This window comes from Dactylosporangium siamense, from assembly GCF_016862795.1.
In the GTDB taxonomy this organism is placed as follows: Bacteria; Actinomycetota; Actinomycetes; order Mycobacteriales; family Micromonosporaceae; genus Dactylosporangium; species Dactylosporangium siamense.
The window spans coordinates 1-19,898 of the sequence record NZ_BONQ01000152.1 but is presented as its reverse complement, the minus strand read 5'-3'; the positions used below and the strand labels follow the sequence as shown (position 1 = coordinate 19,898).

Genomic DNA, 19,898 nt, shown 5'->3' with positions numbered 1-19,898 from the left:
GCGAAGCGGCCCGGGCCGCTCATCATGTGACAGGTTGAGCTTCAGCTCGGGCCGACGCCGGAGCGAAGCGGAGGCGGCGGCATGAGCGGCCGCGTCGACGTGCCCTTCCTGGGTGACGAACGGTCACTGCTGCTCGGCTGGCTCGACTGGCACCGCGAGACGGTCCACGTGAAGTGCGCGGGCCTCTCCGACGACGACGCGTGGCGCACGCCGCTGCCGGCGCCGTCGCTGACCAGCGCAGCCGGGCTGGTGTCGCATCTCACGGCGGTCGAGTCGTTCTGGTTCGAGGAGATCGTCGCCGGGCTCACCGTGCCGGCGCGGTGGACCGCGGAGGACCCGGACCTGGAGTGGCGCAGGGGCTCGACGCTGCTGGAGACCCTCGCGGCCTACCGGCGCCAGTGCGACCGTTCGCGGGCGCTGCTGGCCGGTGTTGATCTCGGTTCGGTGTGCCTGGGGCGGCGGCGCGGGGCCGAGGTGTCGGTCCGCTGGGTGCTTCTGCACATGATCGAGGAGACCGCCCGTCACAACGGGCACCTCGACGCCGTTAGGGAATTGGTCGACGGCATCGTGGGCGAATAGCCGACACGCCGGGCGGCGGTCCTTGGATCGCGACAGTCGGGCCCTTACCTTGCGATAAGGCATTAGTTGACATAACTATAAGCCTCTAGTAAAGGGTGAGGGTTTGCGGGACCCACATCCAGTGCGTCTGCACGGCGGACGCCGCCCGTCGCGGGGTCGGGCTTCACCAGTTCGACGGCTCCGGGAAGGATCGGCGCTCGCCAACCTCGAAAGGAAAGGCAGTCCGATGACACATCCGCACAACTATCTCGCGGTCATCAAGGTCGTCGGCATCGGCGGCGGCGGGGTCAACGCCGTCAATCGCATGATCGAGGTTGGCCTCAAGGGCGTCGAGTTCATCGCGATCAACACCGACGCCCAGGCCCTGCTGATGAGCGACGCCGACGTCAAGCTCGACGTCGGCCGGGAACTGACCCGGGGGCTCGGCGCGGGCGCCAACCCCGACGTGGGCAAGAACGCCGCCGAGGACCACCGCGACGAGATCGAGGAGGTGCTCAAGGGCGCCGACATGGTCTTCGTCACGTGTGGCGAGGGCGGCGGCACCGGCACCGGCGGCGCGCCGGTGGTGGCGAACATCGCGCGGAAGCTCGGCGCGCTGACGATCGGCGTGGTCACCCGGCCGTTCTCCTTCGAGGGCAAGCGCCGGCAGGTCCAGGCCGAGGCGGGGATCGAGGAGCTGCGCAACCAGTGCGACACGCTCATCGTCATCCCCAACGACCGGCTCCTGGCGCTCGGCGACCGCGGCATCTCGATGATGGACGCCTTCCGGCAGGCCGACCAGGTGCTGCTGTCCGGTGTCCAGGGCATCACCGACCTGATCACCACGCCCGGCCTGATCAACCTCGACTTCGCCGACGTCAAGAGCGTCATGAGCGGGGCCGGGAGCGCCCTCATGGGCATCGGCAGCGCACGCGGCGACAACCGCGCCGTGGAGGCGGCCGAGTCGGCGATCTCCAGCCCGCTGCTGGAGCAGAGCATGGACGGCGCGCGTGGCGTGCTGCTGTCCATCGCCGGCGGCTCCGACCTTGGCCTGTTCGAGATCAACGACGCGGCGCAGCTCGTCACCGACGCGGCCCACCCCGACGCCAACATCATCTTCGGCGCGGTCATCGACGACGCGCTCGGCGACGAGGTCCGCGTCACGGTGATCGCGGCCGGGTTCGACGGCGGCGCGCCGGCCTACCGGCCGGTCGAGGCCCGCCCGCCGCGCTCGCACCACCAGCCGAAGGAGCCGGCGCCGGTCGAGCGCCAGGCACCGCCGCCGCCCCGGCGGGTGCTGTTCGACGACGTCGACGTGCCGGACTTCCTGAAGAACGGCGCCTGAAAGAATCGGGTGGGTCCCTCGGGACCCACCCGGTTTCGTTTCGGCTCTTGTTCGGAGGACCCACGTGAGCGACGCACGGACCGAGGAGATCGGGCGCAACCTCGCCGCGGTCCGGGAGCGGATCGCGGCGGCCTGCAGGGCCGCCGGACGGGACCCGGCCGAGGTGACCCTGGTCGCGGTCACCAAGACCCACCCCGCTGACGACGTGGCCCGCCTGGCGTCGCTGGGCGTCCTGGACGTCGGGGAGAACCGTGACCAGGAGGCCGCGCCGAAGGCCGCCGCCACGCCCGCGGAGCTCCGCTGGCACTTCATCGGACAGCTGCAGCGCAACAAGGCCCGCTCGGTGGTCTCCTACGCCTCCGTCGTGCACTCGGTGGACAGCCTGCGCCTGGTCGACGCGCTCGTGGACGCCGCGGTCAAGGCGGAACGGGAGACCCCGCTCGGCGCGCTCGTCCAGGTGAGCCTCGACGACGACGAGCATCGCGGCGGCGCGGTCACCGGAATTATCGAACATATGGCCGAATCAATCGCGGCCAGCCCCGTTCTGACACTCAAAGGTGTGATGGCGGTCGCGCCACTGGGGTGGGAACCAGACGCCGCATTCGCGCGACTCGCCGACGTATCCGCGCGGTTGCGCGTCGCCTTTCCCGGCGCGGACTGGATTTCCGCGGGCATGAGCGACGACCTCGAATCGGCGATTTCACACGGCTCGACACATGTCCGTGTCGGTAGCGCATTGCTCGGAAATCGACCCCCGCTGGGGTAGCCTGGCCGCGGGAACGGAAAAACTACACGGGTGTGGTTCTGCGCCGGCGGGGCGGTGGAACACCATGTGATCGGTGGCACCGACAACGGGGGGAAGTGCCGCATGGCGGTGGACGGAGGAGCGCGCATGGGTGCTCTGCGCAGGGCGGGCGTATGGCTCGGACTCGTCGAGGACGAAGACGAACGGGGCTACGACGACCGTCACTACCGGGGTTATGGTGACGACTTCGCCGACGACGAGGACGACGTCGACGATGTGCCGGCGCCGCGTGCCCGCACGACGTCCGACCGCCTCTCCGGGTCGGACCGGCTGGCCGACCGCCTCGCCGGCTCCGAGCGGCTCTCCGACCGCCTCGCCGGGTCCGAGCGGCTGGCCGACCGGCTCGCCGGGTCGGAGCGGCTCACCGCGTCCGAGCGCCTGGCGGCCTCGGAGCGCCTGACGGCGTCCGAGCGGCTGTCGGCGGCGGAGCGGGACGCGGCCGCGAGCCGCAGCACCGTGCGCTCGATCACCCGGCCCACGACCGTCAGCTACCCGACACGGGACAACCTGGCGCTGGCGCCGCAGCCGTCGACGAGGGAGCGGCCCGTGGCCGAGGAAGACGCCGAGGACCGTCGTTACGCCATCACCACGCTGCACCCCACCACGTACAACGAGGCCCGCACCATCGGCGAGCACTTCCGCGACGGCCACCCGGTGATCATGAACCTCACCGAAATGGACGAGGCGGACGCGAAGCGACTGGTCGACTTTGCGGCAGGACTCGTATTCGGCCTGCGTGGTAACTTCGAGCGGGTGACCAACCGAGTCTTCCTGCTCTCTCCGGCAAATGTCCAGGTCACCGCTGAGGACAAAGCTAAGATCGCCGAGGGCGGGTTCTTCAACCAGAGCTGATGCGAGGACTCAACGGCCGTGGTGTCCATCACCCTGCAGATCGTGCATCTGCTGCTCTACCTGTTCTTGGTGGTGCTCCTCGCGCGCTTTGTGATGGGCTACGTGATGCAGTTCGGCCGCCGCTGGCAACCGGGCCGGGGTGCCGCGGCGGCACTCGAAGTGGTGTGGAGCGTCACCGATCCGCCGCTCAAAGCGTTGAGGCGGGTGATCCGTCCGCTGCGTATTGGTACCGTGGCCGTGGACCTGTCTTCGCTTGTGCTGCTGGTTATCCTGTTCGTGCTGATGAACGTCGTGGTAAGGCAACTGATCGTGGTGTTTTCGTGACCCGCCCCGATCGGCGGCCACGCGGCCGCAACTGACCCGAGGAGTTTCGATGCCGCTGACCCCGGCCGACGTCCACAACGTCGCCTTCAAGAAGCCCCCCATCGGTAAACGGGGCTACGACGAGGAGGAGGTCGACGCCTTCCTCGACGAGGTCGAGCGCGAGCTCGCCCGGCTGATCGAGGAGAACAACGAGCTGCGCGCGCAGCTCGAACGCGGTGGTGGCGGTCGTGCCCCCGCCGGCCCCGGCGGCGGCGGTGACCCGCGCCTGGCCTCGGAGCTCGCCGACCTCAAGACGCAGTTCGAGCGCGTCCAGCGGGAGAAGCAGTCCGCCGAGCAGGCCGCCCGCGGCATGCAGCAGGAGCTGGACCAGATCCGCTCCCAGGGCGGGCCGGTCGGCGGCGACGGCGAGCAGCAGGCGCTCCGCGTGCTGATGATGGCCCAGCGCACCGCCGACGACCACGTGTCCGACGCCCGCCGCGAGGCCGACAAGCTGCTGTCCGAGGCCCGCACCAAGGCCGAGGAGGTCACCCGCGACGCGCGGGCGAAGGCCGACGCGCTCGAGCGCGACGCCCGCCAGCGCCACCAGGAGGCGATGGGCGGTCTCGACGCCAAGCGCACCGCGCTGCAGAAGCACATCGAGGAGCTCAAGCAGTTCGAGCGGGAGTACCGCACCCGCCTGAAGGCCTACCTGGAGAGCCAGCTGCGCGACCTGACCGGTCGCGAGCAGAGCCTCGAGGCCGAGATGGCCGCCCGCAACGAGGGCGCGACCCGCGCCGCCGCCGGCGGTGCCGGCCTCGCCACGGCAGGTCTCTCCAGTGGCTACGAGGGCGCCGGACGCTGACCCCGTCCAGCAGGTGACCAGCACAGAGCACTGATCCGACACGCCGGTCAATGCGACACGCGGCGCCCCAGCCGATTTCGGCTGGGGCGCCGGTCGCTATCCGGCGTCTCGTTCGTTGTACGGGCGAAAGACACACTCGCCCGGGTATGTGTGCACCATGTGCCTGGATCGCAATGCGGAGGGGTAGGCCGTGATCGTCGGAAGTCTGCTGCTGATCGTCGTGGCCGTGGGCCTGCTCGTGGTGGGCCTGCTGCAAGGTGCCGACGCCCTGCTGGTGGCGTCGATCGGGGCGAGCCTCCTCGCAGCGGTCGCCCTCATCGTCGGTGGACGCCAGGCCGCCGCCGCCCGCTCGTCCCGGGCCGGCCGCATCGGCCGTCAGGTGCCCTCGGACGAGCGCTACGACCCGTTCGAGTCCCGCCTGGACGGTGACGGTGCGGCCCGCGAGGCCCGCCAGCCGGTCGGCGCGGGCGCCCGCTCCACCGGTGGTGGCACCACCTACGGCCGTGGCGCCGGTGGTGGCGCCGGCGGCGGCGCGACCCGCCTGGGCGGCAGCGCCCGGTCCGACGCCAACCTCCCGCCCGCCGACGAGACCGCGATGATGCCGCCCGTGCGCGACGAGCCCGTCGCGCCCCAGCAGCCGCCGGCCGACGAATACCCCGACGCGCCCGTGGGCGACTGGTCCGTCGACGGCGACGACTACGACGACGAGGACCCGGAGGACGAGCCGCCGATCCAGCCGTCGTCGGCCGCCGACATCGCCCGCGTCTCCACGATGACCGACGAGGTCCTGGTCATCGACGGTCGCCCCCGCTACCACGTGCGCGGCTGCGTGCACCTGCTCGGCCGGGAGAGCGAGCCGCTGCCGATCGGCGAGGCGGTCGAGCTCGGCTTCACCCCGTGCAGCGTCTGCGAGCCCAACGACGCGGTCCTCGCCGGTCGGGCCTGACGCTCGGACATCACAGGTCGGGCGGCGGCTTCCGGTTTCATCACCGTACCAACCGCCGCCTAATCGATCTCCGATGGAGTTACGGCTCGGACACCGAGCGTAGTCGGGGGCGAAGTCTGGTCGGTTGCCGCCGAAGGCTTGCCGGTCCGGGCGATCGTCCTCGATCGGGTGAACCTTCACAATGAGATATGACCACCATCGCGATCCGTGTCAAGCCGGGTGCCTCGCGCACCGCGGTCGGCGGTAGCCACGCCGGCCCGTACGGCCCCGCGCTGATCGTCGCGGTCGGTGCCAGGCCGGTCGACGGCCAGGCGACCGAGGCCGCGTTGCGGGCGCTCGCCGGCGCGTTGCGGGTGCGGCCGTCGGCGCTGCGGCTCAAGGCCGGCGCCGCCAGCCGCGACAAACTGGTCGAGCTGCCCTCCGGGCACGACGCCGCCATCGCCGCGTTGATGGACCCTGCCCGTTGAGTCACGAGTTCAACCTGGCACTGCTGATGGGTGCGGCGGTGCTGCTGGTCTGCGTGGGTGCGGTGCGCCTGTCCGTCCGCCTCGGCCTGCCCAGCCTGCTGGTCTACCTGCTGCTCGGCGTCGTGATCGGCGAGGCGGGTCTCGGCATCGAGTTCGAGAACGCCGAGCTCACCCGCACGCTCGGCATCTGCGCGCTCGTGGTGATCATCGCCGAGGGTGGCCTGACGGCGCGCTGGTCGACGCTGCGCCCGGTGCTCGGCCCGGCCGTGGTGCTGTCCACCGTGGGGGTGGCGGTCAGCGTGGCCGTCGTCGGCGTGATCACGCACTACGCGCTCGGCGTCGGCTGGCAGCAGGCGCTGCTGTACGGGGCGGTGCTCTCCTCGACCGACGCCGCCGCGGTGTTCTCCACGCTGCGCCGGATGCCGGTGCGGCCCCGGCTCGCCGCGATCCTCGAGGCCGAGTCCGGCATCAACGACGCCCCAGTGGTCATCCTCGTCGTGCTGCTGTCGCTGCCGGAGGGCAGCCACGACCCGTGGTGGCAGCAGCTGGGCCTGGTCGGCTACGAGCTCGCCGCCGGCGGCGTGATCGGGCTCGTCGTGGGGCTCGGCGGCGCGTGGGCGCTGCGCCGGGCCGCGCTGCCGTCCGCCGGCCTGTACCCCCTCGCGGCGGTCGGGCTCACGGTCCTGGCGTACGCGGTCGGCTCGGTCGCGCACGCCTCGGGCTTCCTCGCCGTGTATGTCACCGGCGTGGTCCTCGGCAACGCGCACCTGCCGCACCGGCGGGCCATGCTCGGCTTCGCCGACGGGCTCGCCTGGCTCGCCCAGATCGGCCTGTTCGTGCTGCTCGGCCTGCTCGCCTCACCCAGCCAGCTCGGCAAGGCGGTGGTGCCGGCCCTGGTCGTCGGGCTGGTCCTGATCCTCCTCGCCCGGCCGCTGTCGGTGCTGGTCAGCGTCACCCCGTTCCGGTTCGGCTGGCGCGACCAGGCGTTCCTGTCCTGGGCGGGGCTGCGCGGCGCGGTCCCGGTCGTGCTCGCCACGATCCCGCTGTCGGCCGGCCTGCCCGGGGCGCAGACCCTGTTCAACGTCGTGTTCGTGCTGGTGGTGGTCTACACGGCGGTGCAGGGGGTGACTCTGCCACCCGTCGCCAAGCGTCTCGGCGTGACGGCGCCCGGCGAGACCACCGACCTGCAGGTCGAGTCGGCGCCCCTCGAACGGATGGGCGCGGACCTCCTGCAACTGGAGGTCCCGGCCGGCTCGAAGCTCAACGGCGTGCACGTGGACGAGCTACGATTGCCTCTCGGCGCGGTCGTGACGCTGGTGCTTCGCGACGGCGGCGCGTTCGTTCCAGAGCCCCAGACCCGGTTGAAGACCCGAGACAGTCTGCTGATCGTGGCCACGGAGCAGGTGCGTGACGCGGCGGAACGCCGGCTGCGGGCGGTGAGCAGGCGAGGAAGACTTGCCCGCTGGTTTGCCGAACATGGCGAGGATCGGCGCCAATAACTGATCCAATTGGTCGGAATGCGTGTGGCATGTTTGTCGGACGCGTGTACATTCCGTATTCTTGCCAGCCACTGGAGTGCGCGACGGCGCGTCGCGCGCCCATTTTGCATCTGGGGGAGCCATGGCCGAGCGAGCGGGTGGCATGCCGAAAGGCACGTCCGCGAGCACCGCCGGGCAGGATGACGCCGCTGATGTGACGCGAGTGACCACTGTGACAACAGCACAGAAACGCGGCACTCGGCAAGCGGCGGCTCGGGGGAGCAGCAACATGACCACGTCGGCGCAGAGCAAGCGCGGCAACACTGGGGGGCTTGCGGACGACGCGGGCGGCTCAGGCACCACATCCAACACGTCGCCGATCGCCGCTCGTGCGGCCAAGGGAGCCACGATGGCCAAGACCGCCGAACCGAAGACCGCCGCCGCCAAGGCGGCCGTCGCGAAGGCCGCCCGTGGCACGCGCTCCGCTGCGGAGACCGAGAAGATCCGGGTGGCGTTGATCGAGCGGCGCGACGAGCTCAAGGCGGAGCACGACCAGACCCTGGTCGAGATCGCCGAGCTCCAGCAGCACCGGCTCACCGACTCCGCCGGCGACGATCAGGCCGACACCGGCACCAAGACGTTCGAGCGCGAGCAGGAGATCACCCTCGCCAACAACATCCTGGAGCGGGTCAACCAGGTCGAGCGCGCCCTCGAGCGGCTCGACGAGGGCGGCTACGGCTGGTGTGAGAAGTGCGGCAACGCGATCCCGGTCGAGCGGCTGGCCGCGTTCCCGTCCGCTACGCTCTGCGTCACCTGTAAGCAGTTGGAGGAGCGACGCTGACCACCCAGGACGACATCACCACGACCACCCCCCGCGGCAACCGGCGCAGAGCCTGGGGGCTCTTCGCCGTAGTCGGGGTCCTGGTGATCGGCATCGACCTCGCGGTGAAGGAGTGGACCACCTCCGTCATCGCGCACGGCGAGCCGGTGAAAGTGCTCGGCGGCCTGATCTACGTGATCTACGCGCGGAACAGCGGCGCCGCGTTCAGCATGTTCAGCGACCTGACGTGGGTCTTCCCGATCATCGCCACCGCGGTCATCGGATGGCTCCTCGTCATGCTCCGGACGACGGTCTCGGTGCCGTGGGCGATCGCCCTCGGCCTCGTCTTCGGCGGCGCCGCGGGCAACCTCGGCGACCGGATCTTCCGGGCGCCGAAGCCGTTCCACGGGCACGTGGTGGACATGTTCAGCTTCCTCGACGACCACGCCGGGCACTTCCCGGTGTTCAACATCGCCGACTCGGCGCTCACCGTCGGCGTGGCGCTCGCGATCCTGCTGGAGTTCACCGGCCGGCGCCGTGACGGTCTGCGTGTCACGGGGAAGGACACCGCCCCGGATGCGTGAGACCCGATCGATGCCGGTCCCCGACGGCCTCGACGGCACCCGGCTCGACCAGGCGCTGACGCGGCTGTTCGGTTTCAGCCGGACCGTCGCCGCCGGCCTGGTGGAGGCGGGGGACGTGGCCGTGGACGGGCAGGTCCGCGCCAAGTCGGACAAGGTCGCCGCCGGTGCCTGGCTCGAGGTCACCCTGCCCGCGCCGCCGTCCGCGGTCGTCGTCGAGGCGACCCCGGTCGACGGCCTGCGCATCGTGCACAGCGACGACGACATCGTCGTGGTCGACAAGCCGGTCGGCGTGGCCGCGCACCCCAGCCCCGGCTGGACCGGCACCACCGTCATCGGCGGCCTCGCCGCGATGGGGGTCACCGTCGCCACCAGCGGTGCCGCCGAACGCCAGGGTGTCGTGCACCGGCTCGACGTCGGCACCACCGGTCTCATGGTCGTCGCGAAGAGCGAGCTGGCCTACAGCGCACTGAAGCGCGCGTTCAAGGAACGCGAGGTCGAGAAGCGCTACCACGCGGTCGTCCAGGGGCACCCGGACCCGCTGCGGGGCACGATCGACGCCCCGATCGACCGGCACCCCGGCCACGACTACAAGTTCGCGGTCGTCTCCGGCGGCCGGCCCAGCGTCACCCACTACGACACGATCGAGGCGTTCCCCTCCGCGAGCCTGCTCGACGTCAAGCTGGAGACCGGCCGGACCCACCAGATCCGGGTGCACTTCTCCGCGCTGCGGCACCCGTGCGTCGGCGACGTCACCTACGGCGCCGACCCGACGCTGTCGGCGCGGCTGAAGCTGTCCAGGCAGTGGCTGCACGCCCGGGAGCTGGGCTTCATCCACCCGCGCCAGGGCGAGTACGTCTCGTTCGTCAGTGAGTACCCGCCGGATCTCACGCAGGCCCTCGACATTCTCGCGGCCTGAAGGCCCCTGACCGCCGCCTCCTGGGAAACGGCGGTCAGGGGGTCATTTGACGGGTTACGCGAGGGTCACGTCGTCGGCGTAGATCGCGCCCTGGCCGTACCAACCGTGCAGCCAGATCTTGATCGAGGTCGAGCTACCGGTGTTCACCGTGACGGTGAGCTTCGTCCACGTCGAGCCGCCGGGTGTCCAGGTGCTGACGTCACCCGCGCCGGTGGTCGCGCCCAGGAACGCGTAGTTGCCCTGGACCCAGGCGCTCAGGGTGTACGTGCGGTTCGCGGACACACCGACGGTCTGCGAACACTGCGCCGTGTCCGAGCTGCTGGCGGCGGCCTTCAGCGCTTTTGTTCCGCTTTTCACGGGGGTACTGACGACGCTGCCGCTGCCCTGCGAGCAGGTCCACGGGGACAGGGCACCGGTCTCGAAGCCGCCGTTCACCAGCCCACCTTGTGGCGGGGTGCTGGGGCTGGTGCTCGTGCTCGGGCTGGTGCTCGGCGTCCTGCTGGGCGATGGGCTCGTCGTCCCGCCGCCGCTGGTGAACGGGTTGAAGATGTGCGAGAACTGCCAGGTCGACTGCTGGATGCCGGAGCAGTTGTCGGCCGCCGCGCCGCCGGGGCAGCCGCCGTTGTCGCGCTGCAGCGCCCAGAACGACAGCGCCGCGATGCCCTGCTGGTTGGCCCAGTTGAGCACGGTGGTCGCGTCGGCGATGGTGAACGTCTCGGCGGGGCCGAAGTCGTCGACGCCGATCATCTCGGTGACGCCGATCATGGCCCACCGCTGCGCCGCCGTCCTGGCCGGCCACAGCTGCCCGAGCTGCGTGTGCAGGCCGTTGGACGCGGTGATCGTGTCCTGGGCCATCTGGTGCGGCTGGTTGTCGTAGTAGTCGAACGTCATCTGGTTGACGAAGTCGATCCTGGCGTTGTTGGTGACCGCGTTGCGCAGCACCGCCAGGCCGCTGGGGGCGAGCCCGGTGGTGGTGGTCGGCAGCGTGTACTGGAACTGCACGGTCCGGCCGTTGGCGGCGGCCCAGTCCTGGGTCAGTTTGATGGCCTTGTTGCGCCGGTCGATGCCCGCGGTGTTGGTCAGCGAGTTGTCCTCGATGTCCAGGTCGATGCGGGTGACGTCGTACGTGGTGATCACCTTCTGGAACTGCGCGGCTATTGCGTTCACGTCGGTGCAGCTGTCAGCGATCTCGGTGCCGCCGTTGTCGGCCGCGTAGCCGCCGAAGCTCGGGATGACGTCGCCGCCGCGGGCGCGGATCGCGGCGATGTCGGCCCCGAAGGTGGAATTCGCGATCGGCATGGACGTGTCGCCGTTGAACAGAACGGTGCACGAGCCGCGGGTCGCGGTCTGGATGAAGGCCAGGGTCAGATGCTTGACCCCGGACTGCTGGGACAGCCCGTTGAGGCTGTCGCCGTTGTACGCCTCGAAGTAGGGGGCGAAGACGTGGGCGGGGAGCGTGGCGGCCGCCTGGGCGGGGGCGGTGGCCACGAGCGCGACGGCGGCGCCGAGCACGGCTGCGGCACCGAGGGCGGTCGCGATGGTGGGAGCTCTCACGAAGGCACCTTTCTATTAGGAAACCTTCCTGATAGATAGTCTTCACTGGGAACCCTGTCAAGACCCGTGCAAGTTGCCTGTGCGACGCTCGAAGGGCGATGAACTACTTCCAGCGGCTCGACCAGCGGCTGCTCCCCGCTGCCGGCAATGTCCTCGCCCGGCTCTTCCGGGGAGCGGTGCGGCTGCGCGTCTTCACCGCCGTGATCGCGGTGGTCGCGGTCACGGCGACCCTGCTGGTCGTGCACGGCGCCCAGCAGCACCAGCGCAGCGACCCCTCGCTGGGCGACGTGCTGCGCGTCGGCGTCGACGAGGGCGGCTCGATCCCGGTGTACGTCCAGCGCGCCGCCGACGAGCTCACCGCCCTGTCCGGTGACCAGTCCGTGTACGCGCTGGTCTCGTTCACCGCCTATCTCGGCCCCGACCGGCTGACCCCGGTGCTGTCCGGTGTCGCGCTGTCCAGCGTCTTCGCCCGGGTGCCGCTGCCGGGCGAGCAGACGGAGCTGGTCCGCCTCGGCGCCTACGACGTGCCCTCCGACGTGGTCAAGGCGATGGACGCGACCGCCGCCCGCAAGACCGAGGAGGCGGCGCACTACCGGCAGCTGCTGGACAAGGCCGCCAACCAGCCCGGCGACGTGCGTGCCGTGTACCTCGACGGGGCGATCATCGCGGACAAGGAGGCGACCGCGTACCGGGAGCACTGCTCGTGCGTGTACGCCGCCGTGATCTATGCGGCACCCGCCGCGCTGCGCGCCGTCGCGGCCCGTCCGGAGACCCGCGCCGTCGACCCGATCACCGACCTGCGCCGGCTCGACCGGACGGTGTTCCTGCCGCCGCTGCCCGAGCAGACCCAGCTCGCCGGGCCTGTCGCATCTTGAGGGGATATCCCGTCGGCCTGTCGGGCAGTTGATGCAGGGGATGCCCCCGCAGGTGTGGTCCGAATTGTGTTCGGTCCGTAGCCTGGGGTACGGGTGGACGCTGCGGTGTTGAGGGAGGGCCAGCGTGGCAGAGCGGGCCGATGCCAGGTGGGACAGATCGTCGGAGCCGCCCGCCCGTTGGCGCTCGCTGCTGGACCGGGCGCTGCTCGGCCGGTCAAGCCCGAGTGATCTGGATTACGACGGAAGGTTCGAGCGCCCCAGCGCCCCATATCCGCCCGCGCGGCCCTACGATGACGAGCCAATGCATCCCAACGGTTCGCGCCCCCTCGCCGACGCCCCGCCGGTCCGTCGCGCCGACCCTTATGACACTCGTCGAGGTCCCCAGGTGGAATATCAGACCCGCCCGGCGGACCCGACCGAGCAGATGGTGCAGGTCCTGCGCCAGGAGATCCCGAAGCCGAAGGTCCTGGCGTTCGCCAACCCGAAGGGCGGGGTCCACAAGACCACCGCGACCGTGCTGACCGCCGCCACCATCGGCAGCGTCCGCGGCAAGGGCGTCATCGCCTGGGACGACAACGAGCTGCGCGGCACCCTCGGCCTGCGCGCCGGCAGCGCCCGGCACGCCCGGACCATCCGGCACCTCATCGCCGACCTCGTCCGGGTCGAGAACACGTCCGGCTACGACCTGTACGACCAGCTCGACGACTACCTGCGGCACGCGTCCGACGGGTCCTACGACGTGCTCGCCGGTGAGGAGAACCCGCGCTTCGCGCAGCGTCTCGACCCGCACACGGTGCGTCGCGTCCTGGAGCTGCTGCGCCGCACCCACGACGTGATCTGCGTCGACACCGGCAACAACGTGGAGAGCCCCAACTGGCAGACCGTCCTGCAGGCCGCGGACCAGCTGGTCGTCACCAGCGTCCCGCGGGAGGACGCGGCGTTCACCGCCGACTGGATGCTCGACCTGCTCGACGAGGCCGGCATGGACCAGCTGGTCGCCAACGCGGTGACCCTGCTGTCCTGCCCGACACCCAACCCGACACCGCTCATCGACGACCTGGCCGGGCACTTCCGCACCCGGACCAGGGCCGTGGTCGTCGTGCCCTACGACCCGGCACTGGAGAGCGGCTCCAACATCGAGTACACGATGCTGGCGCCCGCGACCAAGCGGGCCTGGCTGCGGGCGGCGGCCGTGATGATGGATCCCTACGCGCGCTGAAGTTCCTCGATCGCCGTATAGAACGTTGTGGCGTGGTCGTCCACCTGCGCGACGGTGGTGGCCGGTGACATCAGGGCCATGTTGTGGAACGGGGTGAGCAGGATGCCCCGGTTCGCCAGGTACACGTGGAGGTAGTCCTCCAGGTCGGCGTCGGCGACCTGCGCGGACTCGGTGCCGGTGCGGGGCGCGGGGTTCACGAAACGGTACTCGACCCGGGCGCCGAGCCTGCTGACCGACCACGGCAGCTGATGGGCGTTGATCACCTTTTGGACGCCGACCTCGAACCGTTGGGCGAGCAACTCCATCCGGGCGAAGGCTTCGTCGGTCAGCACGTGCTCCAGCGTGGCTCTGGTCGCGGCGATCGACAGGGCGTTGCCGGCGAGGGTGCCGCCGACGCCGCCCATGTCGACCAGGTCCAGATCTTTCATCTCATCGAGCCTCTGGGCGATTTCTGATGAAATTCCGTATGCCGCCGCGGGGATGCCGCCGCCGATCGCCTTGCCGATCGTGACCACGTCCGGCTCCAGGCCCCACCGTTTCGTGGCGCCGCCCGGTCCGGCGGAGAAGGTGTGTGTCTCGTCGTTGACCAGGTACGTGCCGTATCTGCGGGTCAGCTCCCGTACCCCTTCCAGATAGCCGGATTCGGGCAGCACGATGCCGATGTTGGTCAGGGCGGGCTCCATGACGACCGCGGCGACGTCGCCGTGCGCGAGCTCCCGGGCGAGGCCCTCCAGGTCGTTGAACTCCGCGACGCGGCTGGTCAGGGTCACGTCACAGGGGGCGCCGACGTTGCCCTCCCGGCTCTGCGGCCCCTGGTCGCCGGTCACGATCAGTGACTCGTCGACGGAGCCGTGGTAGCAGTAGCTGTTGAAGAGGATCTTCGGCCGTCCGGTGACCGCGCGCAGCAGGCGGATGGCCCAGCGGTTGGCGTCGGTCGCGGTGAGCGCGAAGCTCCACTGGGCCACGCCGAACCGCCTGGTCAGCTCCTCGCCCACCCACGCGGCGTCCGGTGTCGGGAGCATGGCGCAGGCGCCGTTGGCGAACTGCTCGTGCACTTTCCGGGTCACCGGTGCCGGCGCGTGGCCGGCCATCGCCGCCGTGTCGCCCAGGCAGAAGTCCGTGTACTCGTGACCGTCGATGTCGGTGAGCGTCGCCCCGCTGGCCGCGGCCAGGTAGAGCGGGAAGCCGGCGGCGTTCTTGTTCATCCAGGTCATCGGCACACGGCCGAACAGGTTTCCCGCCTTCGCGTACTCCTGCGCGGAGCGCGGGTTACGGTCGGCGAAGGCGGCTCGCTCGCGGCGCAGCAGTGCGCCCAGACGGTCACGGTCGATCATGTTGCGAGTCTCGCAAAGTGTCGTACCCCGGGGATAGGTTCTGCGACGTGGGGTCGTTCGTACATCTGCACGTGCACACCGAGTATTCGATGCTTGACGGGGCCGCCCGGCTGGGTCCGCTGTTCGCCTCGGCGGCCAGGCTCGGCCAGCCGGCGCTCGCCATGACCGACCACGGCAACATGTTCGGCGCCTATGACTTCCACCGGCAGGCGGTCGCCGCCGGGATCAAGCCCGTCCTCGGCATCGAGGCCTACCTGACCCCCGGCACCCGCCGGGGCGACCGCACCCGGGTCCGCTGGGCCGGCGGCGGCGAGGACGACGTCTCCGGCGGTGGCGCCTACACGCACCTGACGATGCTCGCCACCGACGCATCCGGGCTGCGCAACCTGTTCCGGCTGTCGTCGCGCGCCAGCATCGAGGGCTACTTCTACAAGCCCCGCGCGGACCGTGAGCTCCTCGCCGAGTACTCCTCGGGGGTCATCGCCACCACCGGCTGCCCGTCGGGCGAGGTGCAGACGTGGCTGCGCATCGGCGACTTCGAGCGGGCCTGCGCGGCCGCCGCCGAGCTGCGCGACATCTTCGGCCCCGGCAACCTGTATCTGGAGCTGATGGACCATGGCCTGGGCATCGAGACCCGCGTCCGGCAGGACCTGCTGCGGCTCGGCAAGCGGCTCGGGCTGACCCCGGTCGCCACCAACGACCTGCACTACACGGACCCCGGCGACGCCGACGCGCACGAGGCGCTGCTGTGCGTGCAGTCCGCGACGACCCTCGCCGACCCGAAACGGTTCAAGTTCGACGCCCGCGACTTCTACCTCAAGACCGCCGAGGAGATGCGCCGGCTGTGGGACGCCGAGGTCCCCGGCGCGTGCGACGCGACCCTGGAGATCGCCGAACGGATCGGCTCCTACGCGTCGGTGTTCGCCCACCGCGACCTCATGCCGCGGTTCCCCGTGCCCGACGGGGAGACCGAGGACTCGTGGCTGCGGGCCGAGGTGCGGCGCGGCCTGGCCCGGCGCTTCCCGGGCGGGGTGCCCGACGGGCATGCCCGCCAGGCCGACTATGAGCTGTCCGTGATCAGCAGCATGGGCTTCCCGGGCTACTTCCTGGTCGTCGCCGACCTGGTCGCCCACGCCCGCGGGTCGGGGATCCGCGTGGGTCCCGGCCGCGGGTCCGCCGCCGGTGCCCTCATCGCCTACGCCCTCGGGATCACCCAGCTCGACCCGCTCGAGCACGGCCTGCTCTTCGAGCGGTTCCTGAACCCCGAGCGGGTCAGCATGCCCGACATCGACATGGACTTCGACGAGCGCCGCCGCGGCGAGGTCATCCGCTACGCCACCGAGCGCTACGGCGACGACCGCGTCTCCCAGATCATCACCTTCGGCACGATCAAGGCCAAGGCCGCGATCAAGGACTCGGCCCGGGTCCTGGGCCTGCCGTTCTCCGTCGGCGAGCGGATCACCAAGGTGGTGCCGCCGCCCGTGCTGGGCCGCGACATGCCGCTCAGCGGCGCCTTCGACCCGGCCCACCCGCGCTACCCGGAGGCCATCGAGCTGCGCCGGCTGTATGAGGCCGAGCCCGAGGTCCGCACCGTCGTGGACACCGCCCGCGGCCTGGAGGGCCTCAAACGGCAGTGGGGCGTGCACGCCGCCGGCGTCATCCTGTCCCGCGAGCCGCTGCTGGACGTCCTGCCCATCCACCGCCGTGAGCAGGACGGCGCGATCATCACCCAGTGGGACATGGGCGCCTGCGAGGACATCGGCCTGCTCAAGATGGACCTGCTCGGCCTGCGCAACCTCACCATCCTCGACGACGCCCTCGACGCGATCCGGCAGAACCGGGGCGTCGACGTCGTCATCGAGGAGGTGCCGCTCGACGACGAGGCGACCTATGCGCTGCTGTCCCGCGGTGACACGGTCGGCGTCTTCCAGTTCGAGGCCGGTCCCGTCCGCGCCCTGCTGCGCTCCATGGTCCCCGACGCGTTCGCCGACCTCTCCGCCGTCGCCGCGCTGTACCGGCCGGGGCCGATGGGCGCCAACGCGCACAACGAATACGCCGACCGCAAGAACGGCCGCCGCCCCGTCACCCCGATCCACCCCGAGCTGGCCGAGCCCCTCGCCGACATCCTCGGCGACACCTACGGCCTGATCGTCTACCAGGAGCAGGTCATGGCGATCGCGCAGCGCGTCGCCGGCTACTCCCTCGGCGCCGCCGACCTGCTGCGCCGCGCCATGGGCAAGAAGAAGAAGGAGATCCTCGACCGGGAGTTCGCCCCGTTCAGCGCCGGGATGCACGAGCGGGGCTACTCCGACGGGGCGATCCGGACCCTGTGGGACCTGCTCGTGCCCTTCTCCGACTACGCGTTCAACAAGGCGCACAGCGCCGCCTACGGGCTGGTCGCCTACTGGACCGCTTACCTGAAGGCCAACTACCCCGCGGAGTACATGAGCGGGCTGCTCACCTCGATCGGCGGCGACAAGGACCGCTCCGCGTTCTACCTCGCCGAATGCCGGCGGATGGGCATCCGCGTCCTGCCGCCCGACGTCAACGCCTCCCAGGGCCGCTTCTCCGCGGTCGGCGCCGACATCCGCTTCGGCCTGAGCGCCGTGCGCAACATCGGGCCGGCGGTGGTCGCGGCGATCGTGCGGGCCCGGCCGTATCGCGACTTCCACGACTTCCTCGCCAAGGTCGACCAGGTCGTGTGCAACAAGAAGACGGTCGAATCACTGATCAAGGCGGGCGCGTTCGACTCGCTCGGCCACACCCGGCGCGGCCTGCTCGCCGTCCACGCCGACGCCATCGAGGCCGTCATGGTCACCAAACGCAACGAGGCGATCGGCCAGTTCGACCTCTTCGGCCACACCGCCATCGTCGCCTCCCCGCCGATCCCCGCCATCGAATGGGACACCGCGGAGCGGCTCGCCTTCGAGCGCGAGATGCTCGGCCTCTACGTCTCCGACCACCCGCTGCGCGGCCTCGAAACGGCGCTGCGGCGCGCCGCCGACCGGTCCATCGCAGCCCTCGCCGACGAGAGCACCGTCCCCGAGGGCACGACCGTGACCCTCGCCGGCATCCTGTCCGGGGTCCAGCGGCGGGTCACCCGCCAGGGCCGCCCGTGGGCGTCGGCGACCCTGGAGGACCTGGACGGCGCGGTCGAGGTCATGTTCTTCCCCAACACCTATGAGCTGGTCGGGCAGTATGTCGTCGAGGACGCCGTGGTGGCCGTCCGCGGCCGCGTCGACCGCCGCGAGGAGGCACCCCGCGTGATGGCGAGCGACCTGGGCATGCCCGACCTGACCGTGGCCGACCCCGCCGGGCCGGCGGCCGCGCCCGGCCCGTTGCTGCTCACGCTGCCGCCGGAGCGGTGCACGACGCCGCTCGTGCACCGGCTCCAGGAGGTCCTCGGCCGGCACCCCGGCGACACCGAGGTGCAGGTCGAGCTGGTCAACGGGGACAAGCGGACCCTCCTGGCGATCGGCCCGCAGTGCGTCACGGTCACGCCCGCGCTGCTCGCGGACCTGGCCGCGCTGCTCGGCCCGGACGCGGTGCCCCGGTCCGTGCCCGCACCGGCACCTCCGCCGGTGCCGCCGTCCGTGCCGCCGTCCGCGCTGCCGTCCGCGGCGGCGGGGTCGGCGGCGGGCGGCACGGGTCGGGGCACCGGCGCGGCGCCTGGCAGGATGGGATGGTGAGCATCGCCCCGATCGAGCCGATCGACCAGCCGAAGCCGTCCTCGCCGCCGCGGCGCCGGTCACCGGGCCTGGAGGCGCTGTTCGGCCTGATCGTCGCGGCGGTCGTGGCCGTGCTCGGCGCGCCGGTCGGCCTGCTCTGGTCCTGGATCGCCCCGAAGGTCGAGCTGGTCCAGACGCAGTACGGCCCCTACCCGATCGATGGCGAGCCCGAGGGCTACTTCGCCGACGACGGCTGGTTCGTGATCATCGGGGCGGGCGTCGGGATCCTGATCGCGGTGGCCGCCTGGGTCATCCTGCGCCGCTACCGCGGCCCGCTCGTCCTCGCCGGTCTCGTCGTCGGCTCCGCGGCCGGCGCGGCCCTCGCCGCCTGGCTCGGCAACAAGATCGGCTACGCGCACTACCTCGACCTCGTCGAGCACGCCCCGGTCGGCACTCACATCTTCCGCCCCGCGAAGGTCCGGGCCGGCGACTCGGGCCTGCTGTATGGCTTCATCCCGTGGGTCCAGGGCTCGCTGCTCATCCAGGCGGTGCTGGCCGCCGTCGTCTACACGGCCCTGGCGGGCTTCCACGCCTCGCCCACCCTGACCTACGACCTGGACCCCCCGCCCCTCGGGCACGACTACGCCTACCACCCCGCTTACTCCGGCTACCCGTACGGCGACCCGAACCAGCCGCCCCCCGTCCACGGCCCTTGGCCGGCCGGCGCACAGCCGGGTGCGGGCCCTTGGCCGGAGGGTGTGCAGCCCGGGTCTGGGCCTTGGCCGGAGGGTGCGTTGCCGGGGTCGTGGCCCGGCGGCGGTCAGGCCGGGGCCGGTTCCTGGGCGGAGGGTGGCCAGCCCGGTCCGGCCGGAGACGACCAGGTGCCGGTTGGACCACCGGTGAACGGCCAGCCGCACGAGCACCCGGCACCCGCCCGGCTCGACCTGACCAAGCCGGCGCCGGGCACCTCCGCCGCCGACCCCTCTGCCACGGACCCCGCCGTCACGGACACCGCCGCCGCTGGCGCCTCTGGCGCGGGTGGGTCCGCGGGGCCGCCGCTCACCCACCCGGACGGCGCCGCCGCTGCCGGGCCCGCCGCCGCTGCCGGGCCGGCTCAGCCGGCTGCGGACCCGGCCCGCGAGGAATGGCGATCGCCCTGAGCGCCGGACGGCCACCCGCTCAGGGACGGTAACGGCCCGCGCGTCACTGTCCTGCTGGTTTGCCGTTCCGTCGTTGCTATCTCTGCGGTTGCCCGTTCCGCCGGTCTCGCTGTCCGCGCGTTGCCGTCTGCGGTTGCCCGCTTCCGCCGGTC

16 protein-coding genes and 2 pseudogenes are annotated in these 19,898 nt (G+C 71.2%); 16 read left to right on the top strand and 2 right to left on the bottom strand.

The genetic code is table 11. From position 1 onward, the window contains the following. Nucleotides 1-81 precede the first annotated feature (81 nt). From Dsi01nite_RS46525 to Dsi01nite_RS46470, 12 genes are all read left to right on the top strand, one after another. Entirely contained in the window at nt 82-579 is a 498-nt protein-coding gene (locus Dsi01nite_RS46525) for a DinB family protein (RefSeq protein ID WP_203852890.1), read from the top strand. 226 nt (nt 580-805) lie between these two features. Beyond that, nucleotides 806-1,903, top strand: a complete 1,098-nt coding sequence (gene ftsZ, locus Dsi01nite_RS46520; RefSeq protein ID WP_033356593.1) for a cell division protein FtsZ — start codon at nt 806-808, stop codon at nt 1,901-1,903. Nucleotides 1,904-1,967: 64 nt separating this feature from the next. Further along, nucleotides 1,968-2,669 (top strand): YggS family pyridoxal phosphate-dependent enzyme, encoded by a 702-nt coding sequence (locus Dsi01nite_RS46515; RefSeq protein ID WP_203852889.1) that lies wholly within the window; start codon nt 1,968-1,970, stop codon nt 2,667-2,669. 126 nt (nt 2,670-2,795) lie between these two features. After that, entirely contained in the window at nt 2,796-3,560 is a 765-nt protein-coding gene (locus tag Dsi01nite_RS46510; protein ID WP_203852903.1) for a cell division protein SepF, read from the top strand. Nucleotides 3,561-3,578: 18 nt separating this feature from the next. Then, nucleotides 3,579-3,884 carry a YggT family protein gene (locus Dsi01nite_RS46505; protein ID WP_203852888.1) on the top strand — a complete coding sequence of 102 codons (306 nt, stop codon included), beginning with the start codon at nt 3,579-3,581 and terminating at the stop codon, nt 3,882-3,884. Between the two features lie 49 nt (nt 3,885-3,933). Beyond that, on the top strand, nt 3,934-4,725 hold the full coding sequence (locus Dsi01nite_RS46500; RefSeq protein WP_203852887.1) for a DivIVA domain-containing protein: 792 nt from the start codon (nt 3,934-3,936) through the stop codon (nt 4,723-4,725). Between the two features lie 190 nt (nt 4,726-4,915). Beyond that, nucleotides 4,916-5,671: a hypothetical protein gene (locus Dsi01nite_RS46495; protein WP_203852886.1), complete on the top strand. Its 756-nt coding sequence runs from the start codon at nt 4,916-4,918 to the stop codon at nt 5,669-5,671. 188 nt (nt 5,672-5,859) lie between these two features. Beyond that, the gene (locus Dsi01nite_RS46490) at nt 5,860-6,138 is read left to right on the top strand and encodes a DUF167 domain-containing protein (RefSeq protein ID WP_203852885.1); all 279 of its coding nucleotides are present in this window, start codon (nt 5,860-5,862) and stop codon (nt 6,136-6,138) included. A gap of 26 nt (nt 6,139-6,164) precedes the next feature. After that, the gene (locus tag Dsi01nite_RS46485) at nt 6,165-7,637 is read left to right on the top strand and encodes a potassium/proton antiporter (RefSeq protein WP_373318944.1); all 1,473 of its coding nucleotides are present in this window, start codon (nt 6,165-6,167) and stop codon (nt 7,635-7,637) included. Nucleotides 7,638-8,025: 388 nt separating this feature from the next. After that, a complete protein-coding gene (locus Dsi01nite_RS46480; RefSeq protein ID WP_203852883.1) occupies nt 8,026-8,457 on the top strand; it encodes a TraR/DksA family transcriptional regulator in 432 nt (143 codons plus the stop codon). Then, the gene (gene lspA / locus Dsi01nite_RS46475) at nt 8,454-9,020 is read left to right on the top strand and encodes a signal peptidase II (protein WP_308442140.1); all 567 of its coding nucleotides are present in this window, start codon (nt 8,454-8,456) and stop codon (nt 9,018-9,020) included. The genes Dsi01nite_RS46480 and lspA overlap by 4 nt, the downstream gene beginning before the upstream one ends. Beyond that, nucleotides 9,013-9,936, top strand: coding sequence for an RluA family pseudouridine synthase (locus tag Dsi01nite_RS46470; RefSeq protein WP_203852882.1), 924 nt, complete (start codon nt 9,013-9,015; stop codon nt 9,934-9,936). Before lspA ends, Dsi01nite_RS46470 begins: the two co-directional genes overlap by 8 nt. Nucleotides 9,937-9,990: 54 nt before the next feature. On the opposite strand, the gene Dsi01nite_RS46465 is transcribed toward Dsi01nite_RS46470, so the two are convergent. Then, nucleotides 9,991-11,490 carry a glycosyl hydrolase family 18 protein gene (locus Dsi01nite_RS46465; RefSeq protein ID WP_203852881.1) on the bottom strand — a complete coding sequence of 500 codons (1,500 nt, stop codon included), beginning with the start codon at nt 11,488-11,490 and terminating at the stop codon, nt 9,991-9,993. Nucleotides 11,491-11,588: 98 nt separating this feature from the next. Between Dsi01nite_RS46465 and Dsi01nite_RS46460 the strand changes: the two genes are divergently transcribed. Then, a complete protein-coding gene (locus Dsi01nite_RS46460) occupies nt 11,589-12,365 on the top strand; it encodes a hypothetical protein (protein ID WP_203852880.1) in 777 nt (258 codons plus the stop codon). Nucleotides 12,366-12,792: 427 nt separating this feature from the next. Next, a pseudogene (locus Dsi01nite_RS46455) lies at nt 12,793-13,584 on the top strand (MinD/ParA family ATP-binding protein); the annotation flags it as partial. Here Dsi01nite_RS46455 and Dsi01nite_RS46450 read toward each other — a convergent pair. Then, nucleotides 13,572-14,918 (bottom strand): transaminase, encoded by a 1,347-nt coding sequence (locus Dsi01nite_RS46450; protein WP_203852878.1) that lies wholly within the window; start codon nt 14,916-14,918, stop codon nt 13,572-13,574. The pseudogene Dsi01nite_RS46455 and the gene Dsi01nite_RS46450 sit on opposite strands and share 13 nt — an antisense overlap. Nucleotides 14,919-14,965: 47 nt before the next feature. Between Dsi01nite_RS46450 and dnaE the strand changes: the two are divergent. Both dnaE and Dsi01nite_RS58560 read left to right on the top strand, forming a co-directional pair. Then, nucleotides 14,966-18,469 (top strand): annotated as a pseudogene (gene dnaE, locus Dsi01nite_RS46445) (DNA polymerase III subunit alpha); the annotation flags it as partial. A gap of 134 nt (nt 18,470-18,603) precedes the next feature. Next, nucleotides 18,604-19,746 carry a DUF2567 domain-containing protein gene (locus tag Dsi01nite_RS58560; RefSeq protein WP_203852876.1) on the top strand — a complete coding sequence of 381 codons (1,143 nt, stop codon included), beginning with the start codon at nt 18,604-18,606 and terminating at the stop codon, nt 19,744-19,746. Nucleotides 19,747-19,898: the final 152 nt, after the last annotated feature.